Origin of the sequence: Streptomyces sp. HUAS TT7 (genome assembly GCF_051550175.1) — a bacterium.
Taxonomy (GTDB): domain Bacteria; phylum Actinomycetota; class Actinomycetes; order Streptomycetales; family Streptomycetaceae; genus Streptomyces.
Genome location: NZ_CP196175.1, coordinates 3076847 through 3096446, shown reverse-complemented (window position 1 = coordinate 3096446; position 19600 = coordinate 3076847). Strand labels below are relative to the sequence as shown.

The window sequence follows — 19600 nt, the reverse complement described above, 5'->3', positions numbered from 1 at the left end:
GGCTCAGCGGCCGACGTACTTCGGCTTCTCCTTGGCGAGGAACGCGGCCACCGCGATGGCGTGGTCCTCGGAGGCGCCCGCCTTCGTCTGGAGCTCGTCCTCCTTCTCCAGCGCCTCGGCCAGCGTGTGGCCCGCGCCGTAGGCCAGCGACTCCTTGAGCGCGCCGTACGCCACGGTCGGCCCCTCGGCCAGCGCCCGGGCCACAGCGAGGGCCTGCTCCGCCAGCTCGGCGGCCGGTACGACCTTGTTGACCAGGCCGATCTCGTACGCCTCCGCCGCGGAGATCGAGCGCGGGAACAGCAGCAGGTCGGCCGCGCGGGACTGGCCGATCAGGCGCGGCAGCGTCCATGAGACGCCCGAGTCGGCGGTCAGGGCCACCCCGGCGAACGAGGTGTTGAACGCGGACGTGTCCGCGACCACCCGGTAGTCCGCGGCCAGCGCGAAGCCGAGCCCGGCGCCCGCCGCCACCCCGTTGACGCCGGCCACCACGGGCTTCGGCATCTCGGTGAGCGCCTTCAGGATCGGGTTGTAGTGCTCCTGCACGGTGCTCATCGTCTGGCCGGTGCCCGCCTCGCGGTCCGCCGTCAGCGACGCGACGTGCTCCTTCAGGTCCTGGCCGACGCAGAACGCCCGGCCGGTCGCGGTCAGCAGCACGGCCCGTACCGCCGGGTCCGAGGCCGCGGCCCGCACCGCCTCGCGGAGCGCGACCTTCGCCTCCGTGTTCATGGCGTTCATGGCCTCGGGCCGGTTGATCGTGATCGTCGCGAGCCCGTCGCTCACCTCGTACAGCACGGTGTCGGCCATGGTGGGATCCCCTCCGTCGCGGATGCTTCTCAGGTGTCGTATCCGCTCAGCATGGCGGAGATCACGAGCGGTGGGCATGTGACCTGCGTCAAACAATCGGGGCGCCGGGAGGAACCCGCGGCGGCGAAGTATCGCAGGCGGATCGCCGAATTGAGTGGTTTTGATAGAGCGCGTTGCCCAAGCGATGCCGACCGATGTTGGTCATCGGGTCCTGCGATGCGGGATAATGACCTGGAAGCAATGTGTTCGATGCCGTGACGCGTGCCCAATCCCGGGGGCCGTCGGCTGACGATGAGCTGGTTTCAGGAAGGGGAACGAGCATGGCGGCCATGAAGCCGCGGACGGGCGACGGCCCGCTCGAGGTGACCAAGGAGGGGCGGGGCATTGTCATGCGCGTTCCGCTCGAAGGCGGCGGTCGGCTTGTCGTCGAGCTGACTCCGGACGAGGCCGATGCACTCGGCGATGCCCTGAAGAAGGTCGTCGGCTGAGCCAGCGGGTTCGACCCAGACTCTTCACCGCCCCGGTTCGGCATGCATGCCAGTGCATGCCGAACCGGGGCGGTGTTGTGTGTGCGGGGCCGTGCGGGAGCGGGAGGCCGGTCAGCCGCGGCGAACCGCGCAGAGCAGCCCGTCGCCGACCGGAAGCAGCGACTCCACGAGCTCCGTGCTCTCGCGCACCGTGCGCAGCAGTTCGCGCAGCCGCAGCACCTCGGCCGGCTGGATCCCCGAATCGACCGTACGGCCATCGGCGAAGACGCCCTCGAAGCAGACGATTCCGCCCGGTCGCAGCAGGCGCAACGATTCAGCGAGGACGTCGAGCGACTCCATGCGGTCGCCGTCGCAGAACACCAGGTCGTACCCGCCGTCCGCGAGCCGCGGCAGTACGTCCAGGGCGCGCCCGGGGATGAACCGGGCCCGGTTGCCCGCGAACCCGGCCGCGCGGAACGCCTGCTTGGCGAACTGCTGGCGGTCCGGTTCCGGATCGACGGTGGTCAGCACACCGTCCGGACGCAGGCCCTGCAGAAGGTAGATGCCGGAGACGCCGGTTCCGGTGCCGATCTCCGCGACCGCCTTCGCCTCAGCCGTGGCAGCGAGCAGCCGCAGCGCGGCGCCTGTCCCCGGGGACACCGAACGCAGGCCTGCCTCCCGGGCCCGGTCACGGGCCCAGCGCAGCGCGTCGTCCTCGGCGACAAAGGCGTCCGCGAACGCCCAGCTCGTCTGCCGGTTGGCGGTAATGGCCCTCTCCTGTCCCCTTGGTTGGCGCAACGGTGACTGTATCCGCTGGAGTCGGGAACCCGCAGATGGGACCGCGCGTTATGGAGGGCAGGGGGAACCGCGGGGGAGCACATGGACAAGTTCGGGGAAGAGGGCCGTAAGCCGGTCCCAAATGCACGTAAAGATTCTTATCCGGAGCTAACGGGCGAGGTGGCTATGGTAGGGGCTCCACTGGACACCACCAGAGCCGACAGGGGAGGTGCGGCTGCGCCTGTGGATCGGGGAGGAGTGCTGCGGCGCTTTCTCAGGTCGGCGGGTGAGCCGAAATCCGTGACCAACATTGCTGACCGTTCCCGCGCTACCAGCTCCGCAACCACCGCGACGTTCGCCGACGCGGATTCCCAGGCGTGGACTCCCCCTTCGTGGGAGGAGATCGTCAGCACGCACAGCGGCCGGGTCTACCGCCTCGCCTACCGCCTGACGGGAAACCAGCACGACGCCGAGGACCTCACGCAAGAGGTCTTCGTCCGCGTCTTCCGCTCCCTGTCGACGTACACGCCGGGCACGTTCGAGGGCTGGCTGCACCGCATCACCACCAACCTCTTCCTGGACATGGTCCGCCGCCGCCAGCGCATCCGCTTCGACGCGCTCGGGGACGACGCGGCGGAGCGGCTGCCCAGCCGCGAGCCCAGCCCCCAACAGGTCTTCAACGACGCCCACTTCGACGCCGACGTCCAGCAGGCGCTCGACACCCTCGCGCCCGAGTTCCGCGCGGCCGTCGTCCTGTGCGACATCGAGGGCCTCTCGTACGAGGAGATCGCGGCCACCCTCGGGGTGAAGCTCGGCACCGTCCGCAGCCGGATCCACCGCGGCCGCTCCCACCTGCGCAAGGCCCTCCAGCACCGTTCGCCCGAAGCCCGCGCCGAGCAGCAGCGCGCGCTGGCGGGGGTGGCGCCGGGAGCTCTCGGGGTGGCCGGAGAGGGGACGGCGTGAGTGGTACGAGTCCCACCCCGGCGGAACAGCACCTCGGGGACCGGCTCGCGGCCCTGGTCGACGGCGAGCTGAACCACGATGCCCGCGAGCGCGTCCTGTCCCACCTCGCGACCTGCGCCAAGTGCAAGGCGGAGGCCGACGCCCAGCGCAACCTGAAGAACGTCTTCGCCCGGGCGGCCCCGCCGCCGCCCTCCGAAGGCTTCCTCGCCCGGCTCCAGGGCCTGCCCGGCGGACCGGCCGGGCCCGGAGGTGACGACGGCGACTCACCGTTCGGCGGGGGGCGCCAGGCCGACGGGTTCTTCGGAGGATTCGGGGTGCTGACCCCCACCGCGGGCGGCCCCCAGGACCCGCGCGTTCCCCGCTCGGGCGGCTTCGGCTACGTTCCGGTCGGCTCCCATGCGGCGGTGCTGCCCGACGGGCTGAGCGGCGGCTTCCGCATCCACGAGGTGGGCAGGTCCGAGCAGGACCGGCCGGGCTCGGTGTGGCGGGGCCGCAGATTCGCGTTCGCCGCCGCCAGTGCCGTGTCCCTGGCGGCGATCGCGCTCGGTGGCACGCTGCCGCTCAGCTCGACGTCCGGCGCCCGCGCGGCGGGCAGCGGCAGCAATGTCGTCCCGATGCGCTCCAACTCCCCGGCGCCGAGCGGCAGTTCGGCCGAGGACCGGCGTCGTGGCGGCGCCGCGGCCAGCCTTCTTTCGGCCATGTCCGCACAGCCCACGGCCCCGGCCTCGCGCGGCCTGAGCGGCATGCCCGCGCAGAACGGGCCGGTCCAGCCGCTGGGCGGCGCATTCCCCGCGGCCCGGCTGAACGGCTCGTCGCTGCCTCCGTTGATACGGCCGGCCGTATCGACGCTCCCGCTCACCACGACCGACCTCACGACCGGAGTGCTCGCCGTCACGCCGTCCGCGGCTCCGGCGGCGCCGACGCATCTGGCGGCTCCGATCGCCTCCGGGCTTCCGCTCATCGCCCGGCGCTGACCGCGCCCTGCCCTCGCCCCCGGCAACCTGGTTGAATCCGGGGGAGGGGTGCTCGTCGGAGCACGCAGGGAAGCCAGTTGCGGGGAGAGCATGAACGAGCAGAAGCCCACCGGGCCGAAGCCGAAGTGGTGGAGCCGACCGCAGGCAGGCCGCCCCCGCGGAACCGAAGCCCCGGCAACCGAAGCCCCGGCATCGGCGCCCTCGGCCGAAGTCCCGGCCGACACCTATGACTTGGCTCCGCCGGTTCCGGCGGGCGGGGTGGCCGCGACCTCGGCGGCCGAGGCGCACCCGGCGAACCCGATATCGGCCCCGTCGCCCCAGGACGTGACCCCGGCCGCCCCGGCTCCGCCGAGCGACGACGCGGGCGACCCGCACACGGCACATGACGCACCTCTGGAGCCCGCCACCGAGTTCAGCACCGATCCGGGCGCCGAGCCGGACGCGATTGCTGAGCCGGTCAGGCTCACCGAGCCCGAGCCCGAGCCCCTCGCGCCCCGGCAGCCCCTGCACGCGCCGGATCCCTATGGCACGCCGCCCTACGGCGGCCCCGGGCCGTGGGCGCCCGCGCCGCCCGTGCAGCGGCCGGTGCCGACGCCGCCGGGGGGCACCTCGCTGCCTCAGCAGTCCGCCTATGCCGCACCTCAGGCACCGGCCGCCCAGGTGCCCGCGCCACAGGCTCCCGTACAGCAGGCGCCCGCGCCGCAGGCCTCGTACGCCGCGCCTCCCGCGCCTCCCGCCTCGCAGTGGCTGCAGTACGACCCCTGGGCCGTGCCCGGGGAGCCGCTCAGTCAGATCGGGCGGCCCGAGCCGAAGAGGCGGCGGCGCGGGGCGCTGCTCGTCGGGGCCGTGCTGCTCGCGCTGGTCGCCGGCGGCATCGGCGGCGGTGTGGGCGCGTACGTCGAGCGCAACGGCGGCATCACCAGTGTCAAGCTGCCACAGTCCGGCAAGGAGCCGCAGGGTCGGGCGCCGGACAGCGTCGCCGGGATCGCGGCGAGCGCGCTGCCCAGCGTGGTCACCATTCATGTCATCGGCGCCACCGAGTCGGGCACCGGCACCGGCTTCGTGCTCGACAACGCCGGGCACATCCTGACCAACAACCACGTCGTCCAGCCCGCGGGCGACTCCGGGAAGATCTCGGTGACCTTCAGCGGCGGCGAGAGCGCGCCCGCCCAGGTGGTCGGCCGCGACTCCGGGTACGACCTCGCGGTCGTCAAGGTCGACGGCGTATCGGGCATGAAGCCGCTGCCGCTCGGCAACTCCGACAACGTCCTGGTCGGCGACCCGGTGGTGGCCATCGGGGCGCCCTTCGACCTCTCCAACACGGTGACGTCGGGGATCATCAGCGCCAAGGAGCGCCCGATCACGGCCGGGGGCGAGAGCGGCGACGGCAGCGACGTCAGCTATGTCGACGCGCTCCAGACCGACGCCCCCATAAACCCGGGCAATTCCGGCGGCCCGCTCGTCGACTCCAAGGCCCGCGTCATCGGCATCAACAGCGCGATCAGGTCGGCCGGGAGCGGCAGCACGGAGGGCAGCGGCGGCCAGGCAGGATCGATCGGGCTCGGCTTCGCCATACCGGTCAACCAGGCCAAGCGGGTCGCCGAGGAACTGATCAACACCGGCAAGGCCACGCACCCCGTGATCGGCGTCACGCTCGACATGAAGTTCACCGGAGACGGCGCCCGCGTCGGAGACAAGGCGAGCGACGGCAAGCCGGCCGTCGCCACCGACGGCCCCGGCGCCAAGGCGGGCATCAGGTCGCAGGACGTGATCACCAAGGTGGACGGCCAGCGGGTGCACAGCGGCGAGGAGTTGATAGTGAAGATCCGCGCGCACCGGCCCGGAGACCAGCTCAAGCTCACCGTCCAGCGGGACGGCAAGGCGCAGGAGCTCACTTTGACGCTCGGCTCCTCCTCCTGACCCCGGCCCTCGGGGCGCCCGCGGACCGGGTGCCCCACCGGCCCCGTACCGATGCCCAAAGGTCACCCCGCGGGTACCGCGCCGACAGTTCGGCCGGGTACCGTGGAGCGGTCCATGACCGGACGCGGAGCTGAGTATCAAGCGCCGAGATCGCGAGCACTGAGAACACGAGGAGCAGCGGGTGTTCAACGACATCGGGCCCATGGAGCTGGTCACACTCGTGGTGCTCGCCGTGCTCATCTTCGGTCCGGACAAGCTGCCCAAGCTGATCCAGGACGTCTCGAACGTCATCCGCAAGGTGCGCAGCTTCTCCGAGAGCGCCAAGCAGGACATCCGGGCCGAGCTCGGCCCGGAGTTCAAGGACTTCGAGTTCGAGGACCTCAACCCCAAGACGTTCGTCCGCAAGCAGCTCATGGACAACGACGACCTGGGGCTCAAGGAGATCCGCAACAGCTTCGACCTCCGCAAGGACATGGAAGAGGTCGCCGACGCGGTGCACGGGCGCGAATCGGCCACCGCCACCACGGCCGCCAACGGCTCGGTGAACGGCTCGGGCGGCACCCCCGACCTGCTGAAGAAGCGCGAGAAGCTGGGCCCGGGCGAGCGCCCCCCGTTCGACGCCGACGCCACCTGATACACGCCAATCCGCCTCGCGTTTTTCGGGTGAGCCACGGCGGGGTGGCTATCCTCCATCTGTCCGGCAGCCAGGACGCCCGCGGGGGCGGGCCGCTCCGGACGCTAGATCCAGGAGGCGGCCGGGCGATGGAGACGACAAGCCGGGTAGCGGGGGATTCCGCTCACGGGGTGCCCGAGGGCACCCGGTCCACACCGGAGGGAGCGCCGCCGGCCCGGCGTACGCTCGACGGCTATCTGCGCGCGCCCTTCCCCTGGTACGGCCTCGACGACGCGTTCACCGGGGCGCGCTGGCTCATGCAGGTCGCGCAGGCCGCCGACGGCACCGTCCAGCACGGCTCGATCGGGCACGGCGACGAGCCGTCGATACGGCCCGAGGCGGCGGCCGCGGCCGACCGGGACCGGTTCGCGGTGGTCGTGACCATCGCCGCCAACCCGGTGCGCCACAGCGGCGACGGCGGCGTCCTGGAGGCCACGTCGGGCTCCTCGGCGGCCTGGCTGGCCGGTTCGGGCCTGCTGGCCTTCACCTGGCCCGCGCAGATGGACCACGTCCGGCGCGGCGAATGGCTGGACCAGCAGACCGAGACGGCCTGGGAGCTCGCCGACGACCTGGAAGGCCCCGACTGGTCGACGCTCTCGCTCCCCGTCGACGGGGAGCCGACGGATTTCCACTACCGCGAGTCCGAGTTCGGCTGGATCCTCGCCGGCTCGGCCCAGAACGGCGTGCACCTGGGGGCCTACGGGCGCGGTCTGAGCGCGTACGGGCTCGCCTTCTCGGTGGTCAAGGACATCAGGGCGTACGAATGACCTGGCGCGGGCACGCCTGAGGGCGCCCAGAGCCGATGGCCGCATGCGTAAGGAGCGCCCGCAACAGCGAGGCGCCCCTTTACGGCTGCTGCGTACGCCTACTAGAACTTGTTGCGCGGGGTGATCCCCAGGGACATGCCCGACAGGCCGCGGGCGCGGCCGCCCAGCTTGCCCGCGATGGCGCGCAGCGCGGCGCCCGCGGGGGAGTCCGGGTTGGAGAGGACGACCGGGCGGCCGTCGTCGCCGCCCTCGCGCAGGCGGACGTCGATCGGGATGGAGCCGAGCACCGGCACGTTGGCGCCGGTCGTCTTCGTCAGGCCCTCGGCCACCTTCTGGCCGCCGCCGGTGCCGAACACGTCGACCATCTCGTCGCAGTGCGGGCAGGGCAGCCCGGCCATGTTCTCGACCACGCCGACGATCTTCTGGTGGGTCTGCACGGCGATGGAGCCGGCCCGCTCGGCGACCTCGGCCGCGGCCTGCTGCGGGGTCGTCACGACGAGAATCTCGGCGTTGGGGACCAGCTGGGCCACCGAGATCGCGATGTCACCGGTGCCCGGCGGCAGGTCGAGCAGCAGGACGTCCAGGTCGCCCCAGTACACGTCCGCGAGGAACTGCTGAAGGGCGCGGTGCAGCATCGGGCCGCGCCACACGACCGGCGCGTTGCCCGGCGTGAACATGCCGATAGAGATGACCTTCACGCCGTTCGCGGACGGCGGCATGATCATGTTCTCGACCTGGGTCGGCTTGCCGTCGGCGCCCAGCATGCGGGGCACGGAGTGGCCGTAGATGTCGGCGTCGACGACACCGACCTTCAGACCGTCCGCCGCCATCGCGGCCGCCAGGTTCACCGTCACCGAGGACTTGCCGACGCCGCCCTTGCCGGAGGCGACCGCGTAGACGCGGGTCAGCGAGCCGGGCTTGGCGAAGGGCACCTCGCGCTCGGCGGTGCCGCCGCGCAGCGACGCCGCGAGGTCCTTGCGCTGCTCGTCGCTCATCACGTCGAGCGTCACATCGACGCGGCTGACGCCCTCGACCCGCTCGACCGCCTCCGTCACGTTCTTGGTGATGGTCTCGCGCATCGGGCAGCCGGAGACAGTCAGGTACACCGTGACGGCAACCGCCCCGTCCGCACCGATCTCAACCGATTTGACCATGCCGAGCTCAGTGATCGGTCGGTGGATCTCGGGGTCGTTCACCGTCGCCAGTGCCTCAAGCACCGCGTCTTCCGTAGCCATACCGCCGATGGTACGGCGCTTACCGCACAGTACGGAAAGCCCTCTCAGCGGTCGCCTTCGTCACGTCCGTACGCCCGCTCCGGCGGGAATACGTTTCTGCGCTCCTCCATCTCCTTGACCAGGTCCTGGAGTTCGGAGCGGATCCAGTCGCGGGTGGCCACCTCGCCGAGGCCCATCCGGAGCGCGGCGATTTCGCGGGTGAGGTACTCGGTGTCCGCGATGGAGCGCTCGTTCTGCTTGCGGTCCTGTTCGTGGGTGACCCGGTCGCGGTCGTCCTGCCGGTTCTGCGCGAGCAGGATCAGCGGGGCCGCGTACGAGGCCTGGAGCGACAGGGCGAGGGTCAGGAAGATGAACGGGTAGTTGTCGAAGCGCAGGTTGCTCGGCGCGAAGATGTTCCAGGCGACCCAGAGGATGATGATCAGGGTCATCCAGACGATGAACCGCCCGGTGCCCAGGAACCGCGCGATCCGCTCGCTGAAGCGGCCGAACGCCTCCGGGTCCCACTCCGGGAGCAGCCGCACGCGCGGTGCGCGCGGCTGGTCGAGGCGGGTGCGGCCGCGCGGCAGCGCGCTGGCGCCGCTCGCGCGGGTGCGCTCCTCCGCCCGGTCAGTGCCGCCCATCCGGTACCCCCTCCGGCCCGTGGAACTCGGTCTCGCGCCAGTCGTCCGGCAGCAGGTGGTCGAGTACGTCGTCGACGGTCACGGCGCCGAGCAGCGAACCGCTGTCGTCCACCACGGGCGCGGCCACCATGTTGTACGCGGCGAGGAAGCTGGTTACCGAGGGCAGCGAGGCGTCCGGCGGCAGCGGCTTCAGATCGCTGTCCACCACCGAGCTGACCAGCGCGAACGGCGGCTCGCGCAGGAGCCGCTGGAAGTGCACGGTGCCCAGGTACTTGCCGGTCGGCGTCTCGTCCGGCGGCCGGCACACATACACCTGCGCGGCGAGCGCCGGCGAGAGGTCCTGCTGGCGGACGCGGGCCAGGGCGTCGGCGACCGTGGCATCGGGGCGCAGCACGATCGGCTCGGTCGTCATCAGACCGCCCGCGGTGCGCTCCTCGTACGAGAGCAGCCGGCGCACATCGGCCGCGTCATCGGGCTGCATCAGCGTGAGGAGGCGCTCCTTGTCCTCCTCGGGCAGCTCGGAGAGCAGGTCGGCGGCGTCGTCCGGGTCCATCGCCTCCAGGACGTCGGCGGCCCGCTCGTCCTTCAGCTTGCCGAGGATCTCCACCTGGTCGTCGTCGGGCAGCTCCTCCAGGACGTCCGCGAGCCGGTCGTCGTCGAGGGCGGCGGCCACCTCGGCGCGGCGCTTGGGCGAGAGGTGGTGCATGACGTTGGCGAGGTCGGCGGGGCGCAACTGCTCGAAGGTGGCGACGAGGCTCTCGGCACCCTGGCCGTGCTCCTCCAGGGAGAAGCCGGTGACGGCCGACCACTCGACGGTCAGCGTCTCGCCCTTGCGGCGCAGCGCGCCCGACTTGCCCCGGCGCACGAAGACCTTGTCGATCTCCCAGTCGCGGCGGGCCGGCAGCTGCTGGATCGCGACGTCCAGGACGCTCACCTGCTCGCCGGTCTCGACCAGCGTGACCCGGCGGTCCAGGAGTTCGCCGAGGACCAGGCGCTCGGTCGGACGCTGCTCGAAGCGGCGCAGATTGACCACGCCGGTGGTGATGACCTGGCCCGATTCCACACCGCTGACCCGGGTCATGGGCAGGAAGATCAGCCTGCGGCCCGCCACTTCGACGACGATGCCGAGCAGCCGGGGAGGCCGGCGGCCGACCCGCAGCATCGCCACGAGGTCGCGCACCCGGCCGACCTGGTCGCCGTTGGGGTCGAAGACGGCGACGCCGGAGAGGTGCGATACGAAGACCCGGGGGGCGCCTGCCGCCATACGAGCGCCTCCTTAACTGTTCAGGGTTGCTCCGCACCACCGCGATCGCTGCGGGACAAGGGTTTCAGGCTAGCCGGTGGCGGCACGGTACGCCCTTGCGGGGCGCCCGTACGGCGCTCTGCCGGGCAGCGTAGACACTGCGGGTAGGGTGCGGTCTGCCGACCCCCCACATCCATGCGAGAGGCAGTGCGCAGGTGACCTCATCCCCCTTGTCCGTACGGGTACGGGTCCGGGCCCGCCGGGCCGCCCTGCCCCTCGCCCTGTGCGCGGGCCTCGCCGCGGCGCTCACCGCGTGCGGTACGGATCCGGACGAGGGGACCAACGGCGTCGGCAAGCTGTCCGCGACCGAGATCGAGAACAGGGCGCGGACGGCGGCGGACGGCGCGGACGCGGTACGTCTGTCGGGGACGCTGGTCAGCAAGGGCGGCTCGTACAAGATCGACATGAAGCTGAAGGGCACCGGCGGGACGGGCACGGTCACTTCGCAGAAGAGCACGTTCGGGCTGCTGCGGGTGGGGGAGGACCTGTTCCTCAAGGCGGACGCGGGGTTCTGGTCGCACAGCGAGTCGGGGGGCGCGGCCACGGCTGCGGGCAAGCTCGACGACAAGTACGTCAAGGTGCCTTCTGAGGATCCCGCCTACCAGCAACTGCGCGGGTTCACCGAGAAGTCGGTGCTGCTCAAGGGGATGCTCGGGCTGCAGGGTGCGCTGTCCAAGGGCGACCGGTCCGAGGTCGGCAACGTCCGTACGGTACGGATCGCGGCGGGCAAGGACGGCGAGGGCGGCACCCTCGACGTCTCCCTCCAGGGCACGCCCTATCCCCTCCGCTTCGAGCGGGCGGGCGGCGCGGGCGTCCTCGAACTGGCCGACTGGAACAAGGACTTCACGCTGGCCGCGCCGGCGAAGGGCGACACGGTGGACTACGGCAAGCAACTCCCGAAGACCTGACCGGAACGCCACCCGCGTTCAGCGCCGCTTCCGCCGGAACAGCAGGCTCGGCAGGGCCGCGGGTACCGCGTGCCGCGTTGTCGCGGGGGATGAGACCGGGGCCGTGGCCAGGGAGCCTTCCGGGGGTGTTCCGAGGGCGCCCGTCGGGGTCAGGCTGAGGAGGCGGCACTCCGCTGCCCAGCGGGCCGGCATCGCCTCGCCGTCCGGGGCGTTCAGGCGCTTGCCCTTCAGTTCGGCCACCGCAGCCTCCCAGGCGTCCGTGGCCGGGGGGATCTCGGCCACCGTCGCCGTCCACGCCACGAGCCGCCCGCCCTTGTCCTTCGAGCGGACCGTCACCGCCGCGGTGCCGCCGTCCGTCAGGCCTTCCAGCGGCTGCTCGCCCGGGCCGCCCCCGACCACGTACGCCGCCCCGTCGAGCCACACGTGCCACAGGGCCCGCTCGGCCACCCCGGTGCCGCGCACCCAGATGAGGCCGGACTTCTTCGTGGCCTCCTCGACGAGGGCCTGATCGAGCAACGTCTGTGTCATGACACAACAGTAGCCATAACAGCAGAGGGCCCCGGGAATAGTCAGTTCCGTAATCTGCCCATGCCCCTTACGCTTCCGGCGTGACCACCACCGCCACCGCCTCCGCGCCGCCGGTCGCCGCGGGCGTCCCCCGGCTCGACGTCGCGCTGCTCGCCGTCGCCATCTCCAGCGTCTCGCTGTCCGCGCCGCTGATCGCCGCCACCGCCGCGCCCGCGCTCGCCATCGCCTTCTGGCGCAACGCCCTCGCCGTCGGGGCGCTGACCCCGGTGGCCTGGTTCAAGTACCGCGCCCGGCTGCGCGCGCTGACCCGGCGCGAGGTGGGGCTCACGATCGGCGCGGGCGGCCTCCTCGCGCTGCACTTCGGGCTGTGGCTGCCCAGTCTGAGCATGACATCCGTAGCCTCGTCGACCGCGCTGTGCACCACCACCCCGATATGGACGACCATCGCGCTGCGCCTGCGCGGCCACCGCCCGCCCGCCCTGGTGTGGGCCGGCACCCTGGCCGCCTGCGCCGGAGTCGTCATGCTCACCGGCGTCGACCTCAGCCTGTCGCCCCGCGCGCTCGCGGGTGACGCCCTCGCGCTCGGCGGCGGCATCGCGGCGGCCGGCTATGTGCTGCTCGGCGCCGAGGTCCGCAAGAGCGTGGACACCGTCCCGTACACCTACCTCTGCTACGGCACGGCCGCCGCCGGGCTCCTGACGGCCGCCCTCGTCAGCGGGGCCGACCTCACCTCGTACGACGCCGGGACCTGGCTCAAGCTCGCCGTGCTCACGCTCGCGGCCCAGCTGCTCGGACACTCCCTGCTGAACCGGGTGGTGGCGAGCCTCGGCCCGTCCGTCACTTCTACGGCGATCCTGCTCGAAACCCCCGGCGCCGCCCTCATCGCGGCCCTCTGGCTCGGCCAGCAGCCCCCGGCCCTCGCCTACCCGGCGCTGCTCGTGATCCTGGCCGGACTCGCCCTCGTCGTACGGGCGAGCCGCAATTGACCACTTACAGCCAGCCGTTGCGCTTCAGGGTGCGGTGGATCGCGAAGCAGGCCACGGCCACCAGGCCCATCGCCACGGGGTAGCCGTACTTCCAGTGCAGCTCCGGCATGTGCTCGAAGTTCATGCCGTACACGCCGCACACCATCGTCGGTACGGCGATGATCGCCGCCCAGGACGTGATCTTGCGCATGTCCTCGTTCTGGGCGACGGAGGCCTGTGCGAGGTTGGCCTGGAGGATCGAGTTGAGCAGTTCGTCGAAGCCGACGACCTGCTCCTGGACGCGGGCGAGGTGGTCCGCGACGTCGCGGAAGTACTTCTGGATGTCCGGGTCGACCAGGCGCATCGGCCGCTCGCTCAGGAGCTGCATCGGGCGCAGCAGCGGGGAGACCGCCCGCTTGAACTCCAGTACCTCGCGCTTGAGTTGGTAGATCCGGCCGGCGTCCACACCGCGCGGGCTGCCCTTGGCCGGAGCGGAGAAGACCTCGATCTCGACCTCGTCGATGTCGTCCTGCACCGCGTCCACGACCGCGAGGTAGCCGTCGACCACCTGGTCGGCGATCGCGTGAAGGACGGCGGAGGGGCCCTTGGCGAGGAGTTCCGGGTCGTCCTGGAGGCGCTTGCGCAGCGCGCGCAGCGAGCCCTGGCCGCCGTGCCGGACGGTGATGACGAAGTCCCGCCCGGTGAAGCACATCACCTCGCCGGTCTCCACGACCTCGCTGGTCGCGGTGAGCTCGGCGTGCTCGACGTAGTGGATCGTCTTGAAGACGGTGAACAGGGTGTCGTCGTAGCGCTCCAGCTTCGGGCGCTGGTGGGCGTGGACCGCGTCCTCCACGGCCAGCGGGTGCAGCCCGAACTCGGCGGCGATACCGGCGAATTCGGCCTCGGTCGGCTCGTGCAGGCCGATCCACGCGAACCCCCCGCCCTCGCGCACCCGGCGCATCGCCTCACGGGGCGTCAGGCAGGACGTGTCCTCGGCGGCTTGGACGCGCTGCCCGTCGCGGTAGACCGCGCAGTCCACGACGGCACTGCTCGCCGAGGGGTCGCGGGTGTTGTCGTAGCCGCTGTACGGGGTGCTGGTCTTGCGCAGCGCGGGGCGGACCACGGCACGCAGGTCACGGATCATCGACATGGCAGGACTCCTTCACGGAGGGCCGTCGCAGGGCATGACGCTTGGAACTGCCCGGAATGGGGACGTACGGCGACGAGAAGAACCGAGGTATCGAATCGACCCCGAAAGGCATCAATCGCACACGTTCGCAAAGCGGGCGGCACCACAGGGGCACGCGGAGACGGCGTTCGCTACTGAAACGGACAAGGCGGGGCGATGTGCTCTTCCGTTGGGCGAAACGCCAGGAGGCTCAGGTGTTTCCGGACCCGGATGCCGGGTAAGGAGGGTCTCAGCTCACAGGGAACAACGCAGGCGCGTGGAAGAGCGGTTGGTACTGCCAGGCCGACTTCGATCCATCGCAGCCCCACCTCCTCCAGCCGGTCCCCCGTGGGGGACTTCCTGCTGTCCTGAACAGCGGCCAAGACTATCAGCCCACTGTTGCGTCAAGCCCCGTCTTTGCCGCTTGCATACGCCTTCTATGCTCGCCCCATGGTTGATGTTCTTGCTCTGGTCGAGGCCCGCCTGCACACCTCGCTGGGCGAGCCGGACGCGCGCGCGGCGGTCACCTTTCTCGGTACGGACCGCATCGAGGTGCTGCGGTTCACCGAGGGCGACATCGTCCGGTACGCCACGCTCGGCATGTCCGCCCAGCCGATGGCCGATCCCACCTCGGCGCTCGCCGACCCGGTGAAGGGCCCCCGGGCCGAACTGGTCCTGTCCGTACGCGCCGGGCTCGCCGACACCGACAAGGTGCTCCGCCCGCTCGCCGTGCTCGCCGCATCGCCGCAGGTCGAGGGCCTGGTGGTGGCCCCGGGTGCCTCGCTCGACGTCGGCGAACCGCTGTGGCCGGGCGCCCCGTTCAGCTCCGTCCTGGTCGCCGAGCCGGGCGGCCTGGTGGAGGACCTGGAGCTCGACGCCCCGATGGACCCGGTCCGCTTCCTGCCTCTGCTCCCGATGACCACGAACGAGGCGGCGTGGAAGCGGGTGCGGGGTGCGAAGGAGCTGGAGGAACGCTGGCTGACCCAGGGCACGGATGTGCGCGACCCGCTGCGGAAGTCGGTGGGCCTGGACTGAGGGGCCCCTGGAAACGCACCCTGCGCTCCAGCTCGATCCTGGGGCTCCGCCCCAGACCCCGTTCGCGCCTAAAGGGCGCTCGTCCTCAATCTCCCCCAAGGCCTTAAGGGCCAGGGGGGACCCCCATGACGGGCTGGAGATGCCGGGTTCTGGCCAGGATCGACGCTGCCAGGGGCGCGGGGCTGTGACACGTGCGGCTCCGCCGCGATGGGGGTCCCCCCTGTTCATGGGGGTCCCCCCTGGCCCTTTAGGCCTTGGGGGAGAAGCCGAGAACTTGGGGGAGCGACCAGCCGCGCACGGTCCGCAGTCGAACCTCAACCTTCCCTATGTTGTCTGCAGGACCGGGCGAGCCCTTCGTATGGTTCTCCCACCCAGGGGCGTCGGGCGTGGCTTTCAACCTTCTGCCGCTAGTGGCAACCACCGATTGGCCACCCGACGCCCCACGACGACTCGGCTGCCAATTAGGAATTGCGAATGATCGCTCCGTAGGGAATCGACAGCGAGGTCGTCCGTCGGGAGGCACCAGCACCACACCGCACGGAGGCACCACATGGCCGCGATCTGGGCCGGCATCGACGCAGGCAAGACCCACCACCACTGCGTCGCGATCGACGAGAGCGGCCACCGGCTGCTGTCCCGGCGAGTCGCCAACGACGAGCCCGAACTGCTCGAACTCCTCACCGACGTCCTGGCCCTGGGCGACGAGGCGACCTGGGGAATCGACCTGGCCGACGGTGGAGCCGCCCTGGCCATCGTGATCCTCCTCAACCACGACCAGCCGGTCCACTACATCTCCGGACGCGCCATCCACCGCGCCTCCGAGGGCTACCGCGGCGAAGGAAAGACCGACGCCAAGGACGCCGCCGTCATCGCCGACCAGGTCCGCATCCGCCGCGACCTGCACCCCTTACACACCGGCGACGAGACGGTCACCGACCTCAAGATCCTCACCGGCCGGCGCATAGACCTCGTCGCCGACCGCACCCGCACCGTCAACCGGCTCCGGGCCCAGCTGACTGGGATCTTCCCCGGCCTGGAACGGGTCCTGGACCTCACCAACAAGGGTCCGCTGACCTTGCTGACCGGCTACCAGACCCCCGCGGCCATCCGCCGGCTCGGTGCCAAGCGCCTGGAAACGTGGCTGCGCAACCGCAAGGTTCTCCGAGCCGATCAGCTCGCCGAGACCGCGGTCGAAGCGGCCGAGCGCCAGCACACCAGCCTGCCCGGGGAGAAGCTGACCGCCCAGATGGTGCACACGCTCGCGAAGGAGGTGATGCTCCTCAACGAGCAGGTCGCCGAGTTCGACAAGCTCATCGAGGCCCGGTTTCGCGACCACCAGCACTTCGAGGTGATCACCAGCATGCCCGGTCTGGGCATCATCCTCGGTGCCGAGTTCCTGGCCGCTACCGGCGGCGACATGGCCGCCTTCGGGACCCCTGACCGCCTCGCCGCCTTCGGCGGCGTCGCCCCGGTCCCGCGCGACTCCGGAAAGATCAGCGGGAACCTGCGGCGCCCGCAGCGATACAACCGACGGCTCCAGCGCGTGCTCTACACCTCCGCGCTGTTCAGCATCCGACGGTCCGAGGAATCCCGCCGGTTCTACGACCGCAAACGCGCCGAGGGTAAGCGTCACACCCAGGCCGTCCTTGCCCTCGCTCGTCGCCGCGTCAACGTCCTCTGGGCCCTTCTCCGCGACGGACGGTGCTACGAGCTCACACCGCCGACCGCCTCTGCGGCTTGACAGACGGCATTAGGAATCGGCTCGCGCCGACAGGCGGACCGCACTCCGGACGGGTGATCGTCCTTGACGGGGCCACGACGGGGGAGGACCGTGGGGCTCTATGAGGGGCGAACCCAGTTGCCCGAAGTGCGGAGGCCGGGTCAGGGCGCCCGGTCTCTTTGCCGACACCTGGCAGTGCGATGTGCACGGCCCCGTCTTTCCGCTCCAGCCGGTGGTCCCGCCCAGCGTCGAGGCCCTGGAGGTCGTCGTGCGCCGGGCGCAGGTGCCGGTGTGGATGCCCTGGCCGCTGCCCGTCGGCTGGCTGTTCACGGGCGTCGCGTACGCCGGTGACGACCGCAGCGGCGGCCGCGCGACCGCCGTCGCCTGCTCGGGTCCGGGCCCGCTCGGCGGCATCGGCGAGCTGATCCTGGTCGCGGAGGAGCTGGGCGTGGGGCTCGGCGCGCGCTATGCGGGCATCGACGCACCCGACCCCGGCCCGTTCATGAGCGTCGACAAGCCCGCGCACACCAAGGTCCTCGCGGCCGGCCGGCCCACCCCGCTGTGGCACGTCACGCGCACCCCGGACGACCGCGCGGTCTTCGCGGGCGAGGCGCGCGGCCTGTGGCTGTGGGCGATCGTGTGGCCGGAACAGTCCGGGCTCCTCATGTACGACGAGCTCGTCCTGACCGATCTGCGCGACGCGGGCGCCGAAACGGAACTGGTCCCGTGCGGGGCCCTCACCCCGCGCATCCTGTCCTGACGGTCCTGACGGCGGGTCCGCTCAGGGGCGGACGGGGAGGAGCGGGCGGGCGGTTATCCTTGACTGTCCCCTGATCCGCCCCTTATGCCCTGGAGTACGCGTCGTGCGCATCGATCTGCACACCCACTCCACGGCCTCGGACGGTACGGACACCCCCGCCGAGCTGGTCCGCAACGCGGCCGCCGCCGGGCTCGACGTCGTCGCGCTGACCGACCACGACACCACCCGCGGGTATGCAGAGGCCATCGCCGCGCTCCCCGCCGGGCTCACGCTCGTCACCGGCGCCGAACTCTCCTGCCGTATCGACGGCGTCGGCCTGCACATGCTGGCCTACCTCTTCGATCCCGAGGAGCCCGAGCTCTCCCGCGAGCGCGAACTGGTGCGGGACGACCGGGTGCCGCGCGCGCAGGGCATGGTCGCCAAGCTCCAGGAACTCGGCGTGCCCGTCACCTGGGAACAGGTCGCGCGGATCGCGGGCGACGGCTCGGTCGGCCGCCCGCACGTCGCCGAGGCGCTCGTCGAACTCGGCGTCGTCGACTCCGTCTCGGACGCCTTCGTGCCGGACTGGCTCGCCGACGGCGGCCGCGCCTACGTCGGCAAGCACGAGCTCGACCCGTTCGACGCGATCCGCCTGGTCAAGGCCGCGGGCGGCGTCACCGTCTTCGCCCACCCGCTGGCCCTCAAGCGCGGCCAGGTGGTGCCCGAGTCGGCGATAGCCGAGCTGGCCGCCGCCGGGCTCGACGGCATCGAGGTCGACCACACCGACCACGACGCCCCCACCCGGGAGCGGCTGCGCGGCCTCGCCCGCGAGCTGGGGCTGCTCGCCACCGGCTCCAGCGACTACCACGGCAGCCGCAAGACCGTACGGCTCGGGGAGTTCACCACCGACCCCGAGATCTACGGCGAGATCACCCGCCGCGCCACGGGGGCCTTCCCCGTGCCGGGTGCGGGCGGAAGCGCCCGCCCGTAGGGAGAGCGCGCCTCTCCCGACCCCCGGGGGCGCCGCCCCCGCATCCCCGCTCCTCGAACCCCGCCCGGCACCTCCGCGCGGCCCCGGGGGCCGGGCCCGGCTGACCTGCGCAGCAGCGCACCGGCCCGCTCATGTACGCACCTCACCTCGCAAGGCTCACCGTGTTCGACGCTGCCGTCTTCGGCTCCCTCTTCCTCACTCTGTTCGTCATCATGGATCCCCCCGGGATCACGCCGATCTTCCTCGCGCTGACCGCCGGCCGCGCCGCCAAGGTCCAGCGCAGGATGGCCTGGCAGGCCGCCGCCGTCGCACTCGGAGTGATCACGCTCTTCGGTCTCGTGGGCCACCAGATCCTGACCTACCTGCACATTGACGTCCCGGCGCTGATGATCGCGGGCGGTCTGCTGCTGCTCCTCATCGCGCTCGATCTGCTCACCGGCAAGACCGACGAGCCCAAGCAGACCAAGGACGTCAACGTCGCGCTCGTACCGCTGGGCATGCCGCTGCTCGCCGGTCCCGGCGCGATCGTCCAGGTCATCCTGGCCGTCCAGAACCACGACTCGGTGTCCGGGCAGGTCTCGGTCTGGGCGGCGATCATCGCGATCCACGTCGTCCTGTACGTGACCATGCGGTACTCGCTGCTGATCATCCGCGTCATCAAGGACGGCGGCGTCGTCCTGGTGACCCGGCTCGCGGGCATGATGCTGTCGGCCCTCGCGGTGCAGCAGATCATCAACGGCATCACCCAGGTGATCCACGGCAGTTGAGCCCCCTGACACGCCGAAGCGCCCCCGTACACATCTGTACGGGGGCGCTTTACGTACGGCACCCGCGGCCGTTCGATCGGCTCGCGGGGGCACTACCTCTAACGCGTTACGAGGCCACGGACTCGGCCGGGCGGATGTAGATGCGCTGACCCATTGCGGCGGCCTGCTGCACAATCCGGTTGACGGAGGCGGCGTCCACGACGGTGCTGTCAACGGCGGTACCGTCGACGTCGTCCAGGCGCATGATTTCGAAGCGCATGGCTTCTCCCTTCGTCT

The 19600-nt window shown here is 71.3% G+C and carries 21 protein-coding genes; 13 read left to right on the top strand and 8 right to left on the bottom strand.

Annotated elements, in window-relative coordinates:
• Positions 1 to 3: 3 nt before the first annotated feature.
• Positions 4 to 804: an enoyl-CoA hydratase/isomerase family protein gene (locus tag ACSHXC_RS13725; RefSeq protein WP_438291853.1), complete on the bottom strand. Its 801-nt coding sequence runs from the start codon at positions 802 to 804 to the stop codon at positions 4 to 6.
• Between the two features lie 320 nt (positions 805 to 1124).
• Here ACSHXC_RS13725 and ACSHXC_RS13720 point away from each other — a divergent pair, with 320 nt between their 5' ends.
• Positions 1125 to 1292: a DUF3117 domain-containing protein gene (locus ACSHXC_RS13720; protein ID WP_003966491.1), complete on the top strand. Its 168-nt coding sequence runs from the start codon at positions 1125 to 1127 to the stop codon at positions 1290 to 1292.
• Positions 1293 to 1403: 111 nt separating this feature from the next.
• Here the strand turns inward: ACSHXC_RS13720 and ACSHXC_RS13715 are convergent, their stop codons facing one another.
• A complete protein-coding gene (locus ACSHXC_RS13715; RefSeq protein ID WP_438291852.1) occupies positions 1404 to 2069 on the bottom strand; it encodes an O-methyltransferase in 666 nt (221 codons plus the stop codon).
• A gap of 165 nt (positions 2070 to 2234) precedes the next feature.
• Here ACSHXC_RS13715 and sigE point away from each other — a divergent pair, with 165 nt between their 5' ends.
• The 5 genes from sigE (at position 2235) to ACSHXC_RS13690 (ending at position 7345) form a co-directional block, all read left to right on the top strand.
• On the top strand, positions 2235 to 3011 hold the full coding sequence (sigE, locus tag ACSHXC_RS13710; protein ID WP_438296563.1) for an RNA polymerase sigma factor SigE: 777 nt from the start codon (positions 2235 to 2237) through the stop codon (positions 3009 to 3011).
• Positions 3008 to 3985: an anti-sigma factor family protein gene (locus ACSHXC_RS13705; protein WP_438291850.1), complete on the top strand. Its 978-nt coding sequence runs from the start codon at positions 3008 to 3010 to the stop codon at positions 3983 to 3985. Before sigE ends, ACSHXC_RS13705 begins: the two co-directional genes overlap by 4 nt.
• A gap of 90 nt (positions 3986 to 4075) precedes the next feature.
• Positions 4076 to 5905, top strand: a complete 1830-nt coding sequence (locus tag ACSHXC_RS13700) for a trypsin-like peptidase domain-containing protein (RefSeq protein ID WP_438291849.1) — start codon at positions 4076 to 4078, stop codon at positions 5903 to 5905.
• Between the two features lie 181 nt (positions 5906 to 6086).
• Entirely contained in the window at positions 6087 to 6539 is a 453-nt protein-coding gene (locus ACSHXC_RS13695) for a sec-independent translocase (protein ID WP_438291848.1), read from the top strand.
• A gap of 128 nt (positions 6540 to 6667) precedes the next feature.
• Positions 6668 to 7345: a hypothetical protein gene (locus ACSHXC_RS13690; RefSeq protein ID WP_438291847.1), complete on the top strand. Its 678-nt coding sequence runs from the start codon at positions 6668 to 6670 to the stop codon at positions 7343 to 7345.
• Positions 7346 to 7446: 101 nt separating this feature from the next.
• Here the strand turns inward: ACSHXC_RS13690 and ACSHXC_RS13685 are convergent, their stop codons facing one another.
• From ACSHXC_RS13685 to ACSHXC_RS13675, 3 genes are read right to left on the bottom strand one after another with little or no spacing between them, the layout of a single operon-like run.
• Positions 7447 to 8580, bottom strand: a complete 1134-nt coding sequence (locus tag ACSHXC_RS13685; RefSeq protein ID WP_438291846.1) for an Mrp/NBP35 family ATP-binding protein — start codon at positions 8578 to 8580, stop codon at positions 7447 to 7449.
• Between the two features lie 44 nt (positions 8581 to 8624).
• Positions 8625 to 9200, bottom strand: coding sequence for a DUF1003 domain-containing protein (locus ACSHXC_RS13680; RefSeq protein WP_438291845.1), 576 nt, complete (start codon positions 9198 to 9200; stop codon positions 8625 to 8627).
• Positions 9187 to 10464: a magnesium transporter MgtE N-terminal domain-containing protein gene (locus ACSHXC_RS13675; protein WP_438291844.1), complete on the bottom strand. Its 1278-nt coding sequence runs from the start codon at positions 10462 to 10464 to the stop codon at positions 9187 to 9189. Before ACSHXC_RS13675 ends, ACSHXC_RS13680 begins: the two co-directional genes overlap by 14 nt.
• Positions 10465 to 10658: 194 nt before the next feature.
• On the opposite strand from ACSHXC_RS13675, the gene ACSHXC_RS13670 reads away from it, so the two are divergent.
• The gene (locus tag ACSHXC_RS13670; RefSeq protein ID WP_438291843.1) at positions 10659 to 11411 is read left to right on the top strand and encodes a hypothetical protein; all 753 of its coding nucleotides are present in this window, start codon (positions 10659 to 10661) and stop codon (positions 11409 to 11411) included.
• 18 nt (positions 11412 to 11429) lie between these two features.
• Here ACSHXC_RS13670 and ACSHXC_RS13665 read toward each other — a convergent pair whose 3' ends face one another.
• Positions 11430 to 11939: a hypothetical protein gene (locus ACSHXC_RS13665; RefSeq protein WP_438291842.1), complete on the bottom strand. Its 510-nt coding sequence runs from the start codon at positions 11937 to 11939 to the stop codon at positions 11430 to 11432.
• 80 nt (positions 11940 to 12019) lie between these two features.
• Here ACSHXC_RS13665 and ACSHXC_RS13660 point away from each other — a divergent pair, with 80 nt between their 5' ends.
• Complete coding sequence (locus tag ACSHXC_RS13660; protein ID WP_438291841.1) at positions 12020 to 12925, top strand: DMT family transporter; 906 nt, start codon at positions 12020 to 12022, stop codon at positions 12923 to 12925.
• A gap of 4 nt (positions 12926 to 12929) precedes the next feature.
• Here ACSHXC_RS13660 and ACSHXC_RS13655 read toward each other — a convergent pair whose 3' ends face one another.
• Positions 12930 to 14054 (bottom strand): magnesium and cobalt transport protein CorA, encoded by a 1125-nt coding sequence (locus ACSHXC_RS13655; protein ID WP_438291840.1) that lies wholly within the window; start codon positions 14052 to 14054, stop codon positions 12930 to 12932.
• A gap of 468 nt (positions 14055 to 14522) precedes the next feature.
• Between ACSHXC_RS13655 and ACSHXC_RS13650 the strand changes: the two genes are divergently transcribed.
• The 5 genes from ACSHXC_RS13650 to ACSHXC_RS13630 all read left to right on the top strand — a co-directional run bounded on the left by ACSHXC_RS13650 (position 14523) and on the right by ACSHXC_RS13630 (position 19324).
• The gene (locus ACSHXC_RS13650) at positions 14523 to 15107 is read left to right on the top strand and encodes a suppressor of fused domain protein (RefSeq protein WP_438291838.1); all 585 of its coding nucleotides are present in this window, start codon (positions 14523 to 14525) and stop codon (positions 15105 to 15107) included.
• A gap of 550 nt (positions 15108 to 15657) precedes the next feature.
• A complete protein-coding gene (locus ACSHXC_RS13645; protein WP_438291837.1) occupies positions 15658 to 16848 on the top strand; it encodes an IS110 family transposase in 1191 nt (396 codons plus the stop codon).
• Positions 16849 to 16948: 100 nt separating this feature from the next.
• Entirely contained in the window at positions 16949 to 17587 is a 639-nt protein-coding gene (locus ACSHXC_RS13640; protein ID WP_386006183.1) for a DUF6758 family protein, read from the top strand.
• Positions 17588 to 17690: 103 nt separating this feature from the next.
• The gene (locus ACSHXC_RS13635; protein ID WP_438291836.1) at positions 17691 to 18557 is read left to right on the top strand and encodes a PHP domain-containing protein; all 867 of its coding nucleotides are present in this window, start codon (positions 17691 to 17693) and stop codon (positions 18555 to 18557) included.
• 161 nt (positions 18558 to 18718) lie between these two features.
• On the top strand, positions 18719 to 19324 hold the full coding sequence (locus ACSHXC_RS13630) for a MarC family protein (RefSeq protein WP_053729930.1): 606 nt from the start codon (positions 18719 to 18721) through the stop codon (positions 19322 to 19324).
• 106 nt (positions 19325 to 19430) lie between these two features.
• On the opposite strand, the gene ACSHXC_RS13625 is transcribed toward ACSHXC_RS13630, so the two are convergent.
• On the bottom strand, positions 19431 to 19583 hold the full coding sequence (locus ACSHXC_RS13625) for a hypothetical protein (RefSeq protein ID WP_189962769.1): 153 nt from the start codon (positions 19581 to 19583) through the stop codon (positions 19431 to 19433).
• Positions 19584 to 19600: the final 17 nt, after the last annotated feature.

Coding starts and splice junctions, on each gene's coding strand:
- ACSHXC_RS13725 (WP_438291853.1), bottom strand. CDS start 804: ATGGCCGACACCGTGCTGTACGAGGTGAGCGACGGGCTCGCGACGATC.
- ACSHXC_RS13720 (WP_003966491.1), top strand. CDS start 1,125: ATGGCGGCCATGAAGCCGCGGACGGGCGACGGCCCGCTCGAGGTGACC.
- sigE (WP_438296563.1), top strand. CDS start 2,235: ATGGTAGGGGCTCCACTGGACACCACCAGAGCCGACAGGGGAGGTGCG.
- ACSHXC_RS13700 (WP_438291849.1), top strand. CDS start 4,076: ATGAACGAGCAGAAGCCCACCGGGCCGAAGCCGAAGTGGTGGAGCCGA.
- ACSHXC_RS13690 (WP_438291847.1), top strand. CDS start 6,668: ATGGAGACGACAAGCCGGGTAGCGGGGGATTCCGCTCACGGGGTGCCC.
- ACSHXC_RS13685 (WP_438291846.1), bottom strand. CDS start 8,580: ATGGCTACGGAAGACGCGGTGCTTGAGGCACTGGCGACGGTGAACGAC.
- ACSHXC_RS13680 (WP_438291845.1), bottom strand. CDS start 9,200: ATGGGCGGCACTGACCGGGCGGAGGAGCGCACCCGCGCGAGCGGCGCC.
- ACSHXC_RS13675 (WP_438291844.1), bottom strand. CDS start 10,464: ATGGCGGCAGGCGCCCCCCGGGTCTTCGTATCGCACCTCTCCGGCGTC.
- ACSHXC_RS13665 (WP_438291842.1), bottom strand. CDS start 11,939: ATGACACAGACGTTGCTCGATCAGGCCCTCGTCGAGGAGGCCACGAAG.
- ACSHXC_RS13655 (WP_438291840.1), bottom strand. CDS start 14,054: ATGTCGATGATCCGTGACCTGCGTGCCGTGGTCCGCCCCGCGCTGCGC.
- ACSHXC_RS13650 (WP_438291838.1), top strand. CDS start 14,523: ATGGTTGATGTTCTTGCTCTGGTCGAGGCCCGCCTGCACACCTCGCTG.
- ACSHXC_RS13645 (WP_438291837.1), top strand. CDS start 15,658: ATGGCCGCGATCTGGGCCGGCATCGACGCAGGCAAGACCCACCACCAC.
- ACSHXC_RS13640 (WP_386006183.1), top strand. CDS start 16,949: ATGAGGGGCGAACCCAGTTGCCCGAAGTGCGGAGGCCGGGTCAGGGCG.
- ACSHXC_RS13625 (WP_189962769.1), bottom strand. CDS start 19,583: ATGCGCTTCGAAATCATGCGCCTGGACGACGTCGACGGTACCGCCGTT.